At 37.4% G+C, this 7,768-nt stretch carries 5 protein-coding genes; 3 read left to right on the forward strand and 2 right to left on the reverse strand.

All coding sequences use genetic code 11. The features are described from left to right. The first annotated feature begins 3 nt into the window (after positions 1–3). The 3 genes from glmU to ACP5Q2_RS01300 are packed head-to-tail and all read left to right on the forward strand — an operon-like array spanning position 4 to position 3,532. Positions 4–1,377: a bifunctional UDP-N-acetylglucosamine diphosphorylase/glucosamine-1-phosphate N-acetyltransferase GlmU gene (gene glmU, locus ACP5Q2_RS01290; protein ID WP_428096382.1), complete on the forward strand. Its 1,374-nt coding sequence runs from the start codon at positions 4–6 to the stop codon at positions 1,375–1,377. A 3-nt stretch (positions 1,378–1,380) separates the two neighbouring features. After that, complete coding sequence (gene glmS, locus ACP5Q2_RS01295) at positions 1,381–3,204, forward strand: glutamine--fructose-6-phosphate transaminase (isomerizing) (RefSeq protein WP_428096385.1); 1,824 nt, start codon at positions 1,381–1,383, stop codon at positions 3,202–3,204. A gap of 10 nt (positions 3,205–3,214) precedes the next feature. Further along, a complete protein-coding gene (locus ACP5Q2_RS01300) occupies positions 3,215–3,532 on the forward strand; it encodes a succinate dehydrogenase assembly factor 2 (protein ID WP_428096387.1) in 318 nt (105 codons plus the stop codon). Between the two features lie 49 nt (positions 3,533–3,581). Here the strand turns inward: ACP5Q2_RS01300 and ACP5Q2_RS01305 are convergent, their stop codons facing one another. Both ACP5Q2_RS01305 and ACP5Q2_RS01310 read right to left on the reverse strand, forming a co-directional pair. Next, positions 3,582–4,073 carry a TlpA family protein disulfide reductase gene (locus tag ACP5Q2_RS01305; RefSeq protein WP_424604757.1) on the reverse strand — a complete coding sequence of 164 codons (492 nt, stop codon included), beginning with the start codon at positions 4,071–4,073 and terminating at the stop codon, positions 3,582–3,584. 271 nt (positions 4,074–4,344) lie between these two features. Further along, positions 4,345–7,768: DUF6701 domain-containing protein (locus ACP5Q2_RS01310; RefSeq protein WP_428096391.1), on the reverse strand; the 3,424-nt coding region annotated here is incomplete at its 5' end.

Below are 7,768 nucleotides of genomic sequence, written 5' to 3' on the forward strand. Positions count from 1 at the left end.
AAAATGGGGTTAAAGGTATTAATCTTAGCTGCCGGTAAAGGTACCAGGATGAAGTCTGATTTGCCAAAGGTATTATTTAAGGTGGCTGGAAAACCTATGATAGATTATGTGGTGGCACAGGCAAAGGCTTTGAACCCTGATGAGGTGGTGGTGATTATCGGTTCTGGGGCGGAGCTGCTTCAGGATTATCTTAAAGATAGCGGTGTTTCCTTTGCCTATCAGATGGAACAATTGGGTACAGGGCATGCGGTAATACAGGCAAAAAGTTTTTTTGAACAATATGATGGTGATGTACTTATTTTATGTGGAGATATGCCTTTAATCTCCTCAGAGACACTGCATAAATTTATTTCAAACTGCAAAGATTACGATCTCTCCTTCATAAGCGTAAAAGTGAAGAATCCAAAAGGTTATGGGAGGGTGGTGCGTTCCGCCAATGGAAATGTACTTAAAATAGTGGAAGAAAAGGATGCCAACTGTGATGAAAAGAGGATAGAAGAAATAAACACAGGGGTTTATATGGTGAAAGCAAAGGTATTGGCGGAAAGGCTTAAAAGGATTTCAAATGACAATGCCCAGAATGAGTATTATCTTACGGATATTGTAAAAGATGGTTCTTATGCGTTTCTGGCGGAAGATGAGAATGAATTTTTGGGGATAAATGATAGAAAAGCCCTTTCGGAAGCATCAAAACAGATTTATAGCAAAATAAATGAAAGACACATGCTAAATGGGGTTACGATAATTGATCCGGAATCAACTTTTATCGATGAAGATGTTGTAATTGAAAAGGATGTCATTATTTATCCAAATACATATATTCAGGGAAAAAGCATCATAAGGCAGGGGACGATTATTTACCCGGGAGTAAGGATAGTTGATTCTAAGATAGATAAAAATTGTGAAATAAAAGACAACACCTTGATAGAAAGCTCCTTTGTGGGGGAAGATTCCTCTGTGGGGCCTATGGCTCATCTTCGTCCGGAATCAAGGCTTATGGGGAACAACAAAATAGGGAATTTTGTGGAAACAAAGAAGATTACTTTTGGAATAGGGTCAAAAGCCAGCCATCTTACCTATCTGGGTGATGCTGAAATCGGTGCAGATGTGAATGTGGGTTGTGGTACCATTACCTGCAATTACGATGGGATCTCAAAACATAAAACGATCATAGGGGATGGTGTATTTGTGGGAAGCGATGTTCAGTTTGTGGCGCCTGTAAGGATTGGTGATGGAGCATTGATAGCAGCTGGATCCACCATTACAAAGGATGTGCCGGCGGATGCTCTTGCTATCACCCGTGCGGAACAGAAAAATATTGAAAATTTTGTGAAAAGATGGAAAGAGAAGAAATTAAGTGAAAAAAACAAAAGGTGATATATGTGTGGAATAGTAGGATATATAGGGGATAAAAACGCCACGGATGTTTTAATAGATGGACTCACAAAGCTTGAATACAGGGGCTACGATTCTGCCGGTATAGCATTGATAATGGATAAAGACATTGTTGTGGAAAGAAGCGTTGGTAAGCTGATAAATTTAAAAACGAAGATTGCCGATAAAAAACTATACGCAAATATAGGTATAGGTCATACAAGGTGGGCAACACATGGAAAGCCTTCTGACGAAAATGCCCATCCTCATAGATCTGGTGATATCGTAATCGTACATAATGGCATAATAGAAAATTATCTCGAACTGAAAAAGGAGCTTATTGCCAAAGGTTATAAATTTTCTTCAGAGACCGATACTGAGGTTATTGCACATCTACTTCAGGATTTATGGGACTGTGATCTGTTTCAGACGGTTCAAAATGTGGTAAAAAAGCTGAAAGGTGCTTACGCCCTTGCCATAGTATCCTCCAGAGAGATGGATAGGATCTTACTTGCCAGAAAAGAGGCACCTCTTGTAATAGGTATCGGAGAAGGGGAAAACTTTGCGGCAAGTGATATCCCGGCGGTATTACATCACACGAGAAGCTTCATTTTCTTAGAGGATTACGACATAGCTATCCTGAGAAAAGATTCTGTGGAGATATTTGATAAGGATGGTAAAAGGGTAGAAAGGCAGGTTAGACATATCAGCTGGAATCCCGTGATGGCGGAGAAGGCCGGCTATAAGCATTTTATGCAAAAAGAGATCTATGAACAGCCCAGAGCAATCACAGATACAATAAGGGGGAAGTATTCACTGAATGATGGGATGGTTTACCTGACGGAGCTGGAATCGATTGAAGATAGGTTAAAGGTGATAGAGAGAATTCAAATCGTGGCCTGCGGAACCAGCTGGCATGCCGGGCTTGTGGGTAAATTCTTGATAGAAAAATTTGCTAAAATACCTGTGGAAGTTGATATAGCATCAGAATATAGATATAGAAATCCGATTGTGGATGGAAAGGTGCTTTTCATACCGATATCCCAATCAGGTGAAACGGCGGACACCCTTGCTGCTCTCAGACTTGCAAAGAGTATGGGGGCGGTGGTTGTAGCTATTTGCAATGTCATAGGCTCTTCCATCACAAGGGAATCTGATGGGACTATTTATACCCACGCGGGACCTGAAATTGGCGTTGCTTCCACAAAGGCTTTTACCACTCAGCTTGCCACACTCTATCTTTTAGGAATCTATCTTGCTCAGTTGAAGGGTACGCTGGATAAAGATGAAAGATTAAGATACATAGATGCACTTATTAAGGTGCCAGAGGATATTTCTTCTGTTTTGACACAGGATGAAAAGATTGAAGAAGTTGCCAAGAAATTCAAAGAAGCAAAAAATTTTCTTTATCTTGGAAGGAATATAAATTATCCTGTTGCATTGGAAGGGGCTTTGAAGCTCAAGGAGATATCTTATATCCATGCCGAAGGTTATCCAGCAGGGGAGATGAAGCATGGACCTATTGCTCTTATAGATAAAAATATGCCTGTATTCTTTATCGCCACTGATTCCCACATATATGAAAAGACGCTTTCAAATATCGAAGAGGTAAAGGCTCGGGATGGGGTGGTGATTGCCGTAGCCACAGAGGGGAATAATGAGATTTTGAAAAAAGCGGACTATGCCATATACGTCAAAAAGACAATAGAAGAGACATCAATCTTTACAACCACCGTTGTGGCACAATTTTTTGCATATCATTGTGCTACTCTATTGGGGCTTGATGTGGATCAACCAAGAAATCTTGCCAAAAGTGTTACAGTCGAATAGGAGGAATATGATGCGAAATGATCCAAGATACAAAAAAACAATTTTCCTGTGTGCCAGAAGGGCTATGCTGGAGAATGAACTGGTATTGAAAAAATTTGCTCTTGAATATGTTCCAAAACATTATTCTATAGAAGATCTTGATGATTTTAATTTTTTTCTCGAAAAGATATACGATAACGATCTATACGAAGTAGTAATGGGGTTGAAACCGGCGGAAAGTTTCGCAGATAAGTATAATATTAGATTTTTAAAGGATATTGAACAGTATGCCTCAGATGCCAGAAAACTTGGAAGAAAGCTTATAGAAATATACGAAGATGAAGGGTAAAATATTTTATTGGCTGCCGTTGTGAAGACGGCAGCCGTATTTTCAATTTCTATTTGTTTAATGTTTCGTATGTGTTAATTAAAAAGTCAGCCGTTATGGCACCCACCATTGCCTGGTGAAGATTTCCATTTTTATCGTAGAAGATGTTTGTGGGTATGCTTGATACCCCCATTTTTTGTTCGAGCTCTCTTTTGGCGTGGTAAACAGGGTATGTGATTTTATAATCTGCCACAAACTGTCTGGCTTTCTGTATGTCGTCGTCTATGGAGAAAGCTATGATGACAAAGTTTTTATCTTTAAGCTTGTTGTATGTTTCTACAAATTCTGGTGTTTCAGCTTTACAGGGGGGACACCAGGATGCAAAAAAGTTCACAAGTATCACTTTCCCTTTGTGCTCCTGAAGGATCTGATCAAATTCAGATATTCCTACATCTTTTAGTTCCGGAAGGTTGGCATTTTTACTGCTGCTATCAAAAGGATTACAACCTATTATATTGAAGATTAGCAACATTCCCATAAAAAGCAAAATCACCTTTTTCATAAAAAACCCCTTAGTTTTTTATAATTATATATATTCAAATATTCTAAATTGTCAAATACAAAAGAACCGGGTTTGTACTATCTTTTGTGTAAGAATAATAATGAACATTTGGGCTATGAAACTTTGTGATGATTATTTTCTGGAAAATGCTATCAGTATCATAATAAAATGATAGACCAAACATATCAAAGAAATATGTTTGGTCTATAAATTAGTGAACCAAAATGCTATACAATAATCATCTAAAATTTTTATTACTCATATTCAGTTGCTATCTTGCTGGTATCTCCTTCCAGTATAATCTTTTCTGCTGATTACCAAAAATACCAAAGGTGGCTATTCCTTCTGTAAGTTTGTTGTAAGTTGTATCTTTCAGAAAATCAAGCCCAGATAGATTTAGAGTGACGGATCCATTCTTATTTGCTCCAGGTGCTTTTAATTTTATTTCAAAATAACCATTCGCTTTTTTTATCATATCTATTACTTCTGTATCTCCTTGACGTAAATTTTGAGTCCAGTTTGAGAATGTTATATTATCGGTTGTAAATGTAGTCTTGTTATCAGCAGCATTGATTGTCAATTTGCCATTTTGATCATAGTATAATATATACGCAGGTACGGTTAGCGGATAATTTACTGGACCGTAGGCATTTTGAATATCTAAAATAGCATTTAGTATTCTGGTGCTATTGTCTATTATCTTATATTCACAATCAGCAATACAAGAAGCAGTACCTGGTTTCATATCACGATTGATAAGGATTGGTCCATCAGGATCATTTACTTTTACTCCAAGTCTAAAATTTTCTAATGAGGAAAGTCTGGTTGAATCCTTACTGAAAGTAACATTGTCGAAAAATGAATAACTACCATTTAGCCATGAAGATGAGATGGCTGGTGTGAATCTTCCGATTAAATTATTCCCATTGTAGTTATTTTCTGCAAAAAGTTCGACTATCCCTTTGGCAAAATCTCCAGTGTAATTTAAAGTTATGTTATTATCTCTATTTTTAGCCTGCATAGTATATTTTAATTCAAAAGGATTTTCCATATATACAAAGTCTGATGTATATTTTTGTATAAATGATTCTGTAAGCTCAAAATGATCCGGGATAAATCTGCCTATGTTTGCACTTTTGCCGGTTATGGATCCTGTACCGAGATAATCATTGTCAGTGACAGTAAATTTAATTATTCCCACTTCACTAAACTTTTGATTATCTACGGAGGCCACTCCATTTGTAAAATTAAGACTTGTTATACCAATGGTACCATTATTGCCACCTGCAGGGGATACTAAAGTATGGGATACAATGGCATTATTTTTCTGATAGTTGTACGTTATTGAGTTGTTGGACAGATCTGTATCGGTATCACTTTCCCAGCAAACTGCTCTTGCTGAGAGATTAAATTCTTCCCCTGCTTTTTTGAAAACCGTACTATTGGCTCCATTTTCAGCTTCCCTGTTTGAATCGGTAGTATAAATGTAAAATCCAAAAGGCTTCATAGTAGTGTTATCATAGCCTACAGCTTGCACAGTTCCATTGTCAAACGTTGCGGTTATACCGATCTGTCCGGCATCATTATAGCTAAAATTGAAAGTTGCTTGGCCATTATTATCAAAATTTAAGTTTATCGAATTATTCAAAGGAGTACCGTTAATTACAGGTTTGGTGTTAGCTTGATTTGTAGGAGGGTTTAAATAGTTGTAGCTAAAGTTTACTGGTATAGTTTTGTTCTGGAAAGCTGGTATACATCTCTGTGACGTATCATCTTTTCGCACTGCTTTGATGGTGATATCTTGTGGTTTGCAAGAATAATTATCAGGTATATCGAAAACAAAACCTGAATCGTAGAATGTAACTACGCAATTTGGATTCCATGAGCATTTATAAATAGGTGTATCTGACGGTGAAGGGTTTGCAGATATGATCGATAAGGTAGTTGGACCTGGTTCAGTTTTTCTTAGCCCAGTTGTGGTAAAGCTATTTCCGCTGCTTATGTTAATGGGATTTGTCAGCCAACTTGCTCCATTTGTTGCTGATAAGATAATATCACTGACGCCATTTGTATATTTTTGGCTACAATCATCATTTGTGCATGCTGTAACTGTCACATTTGCAGCTTGACATGTAAGAGCTGAGGCAGGAGTATCGATTAAAAGGTATTTAAAACCTTCTCTACCTAAATCGCCACAACTTAGAGCTTTGATTAGAATATTATCAATGGTGTGAATATTTTTTACAGCACCGGTAGATCCAGTGATACTGAGTTTAAAATACTCTGGTGCGATAGCATTTTGGGTGGCATCTATCCAATCTATGATGGTTGTATACCCATTACCGTCTAAAATATCTCTCTCTACTTTTATAAACGTTTTACTATTTCGTGTATCTATTTTTATTCTGTATTTATAATTCGTTGGATTAGTGTTGTCAATTCCAGGAGTTAAACTATTACTGTTAGAAATATAACAATAGCCAGTCTCATTATCACCTTGTCCTCTGATGGTAACAGAATCAGGTACTCTTACTATATTTGGTGATCTCACCGTGCAGCCATTACCTCTACCTTCATTGTCATTTGCAAAATTACCATACTCGTCAATGCCAATACCAAACCATCCACCTCTAAATCCATGTATGCCACTCCTTTGAGCATAACCGAGGGAACCGCCATATCCGCCAGCGATATCAGATATATTATCTCGAAGTAGCCGATCAACCACAGCAGCATTTGCCAAAGCGATAGTTATACCATCAGCGCCATTACCATTACTACCATAAGCATTGTGTTCGAACTCGATTTCTAAGTAATTTTCAGCAGAAGGTATCTTACCAGACAACATTACTGCTGAAGATATCCATGTATTTAAATCTGTCAAAATTAATTTATTATTATCTATCTTAGGTGTGAAATTTTTATCCTTAATGATGGTCCACTTTGATCCGAGAGAACTGCGGTTAAAGTCGTCAAAAAAACACTCATTTAATTGTAAACAGTTAACAGCGACTCTTTGACTTCCATCCCAGTTTTTCCCTTGTTTTTCGTTATCATACAAAAATCTTACTTCCCCAGCTATTAAAGCGTAATCAAAAATCTTTACTTCGTCAATGTAACCCCTAAAAGAAGGGTTTACAAAATCTCCCCTGGTGGCTATGTAGAGATTAGAAGATGTGTTTGAATATGTATAAGAAGAAGATGTGGGACCGGAGGTATATTTTTCTATTCCATTAACATAAATTTTTGCAGTGTATAGATTTTGTTCAAATTTAACTACTGCAGTAATGTGACTCCATTGATTAAGAGGAATTGTGGTATTTGCAGCTACCTCTATAATACCAGCTCCACCAGAATGCCATACGCTTACACCGGGTCTACCATCAGTGTACAGATACAGCGCATATTCCCATTTTGACGTTTCCCCTTTAGCTACTAATGGTATACGACCTTGGTTTTGTACGGAGCCAATTGGATATGATGTGGGTTTGATCCAAGCACTAATAGTCATCTCTTTAGTATTGACCAGAGGGCTTAGAAGATCATTGTCTGGAATGATCACATACTTTGCGTTTGAATTGTTACCATTATCAGTGTTTTGAAAATATCCAGTGGAATAAATAACTCCATCAGGTTTAGTAGATGCATTGTTTTTTGCTTGTCCGTGGAGATTGTTGCCACTACTATCTTTAACT

It is taken from the genome of Calditerrivibrio sp. (genome assembly GCF_049968475.1).
In the GTDB taxonomy this organism is placed as follows: domain Bacteria; phylum Chrysiogenota; class Deferribacteres; order Deferribacterales; family Calditerrivibrionaceae; genus Calditerrivibrio; species Calditerrivibrio nitroreducens_A.

Bases quoted from the DNA above. Each gene is read 5' to 3' on its own strand.
- ACP5Q2_RS01300 (WP_428096387.1), top strand. From the start codon at position 3,215: ATGCGAAATGATCCAAGATACAAAAAAACAATTTTCCTGTGTGCCAGA.
- ACP5Q2_RS01305 (WP_424604757.1), bottom strand. From the start codon at position 4,073: ATGAAAAAGGTGATTTTGCTTTTTATGGGAATGTTGCTAATCTTCAAT.
- glmS (WP_428096385.1), top strand. From the start codon at position 1,381: ATGTGTGGAATAGTAGGATATATAGGGGATAAAAACGCCACGGATGTT.
- glmU (WP_428096382.1), top strand. From the start codon at position 4: ATGGGGTTAAAGGTATTAATCTTAGCTGCCGGTAAAGGTACCAGGATG.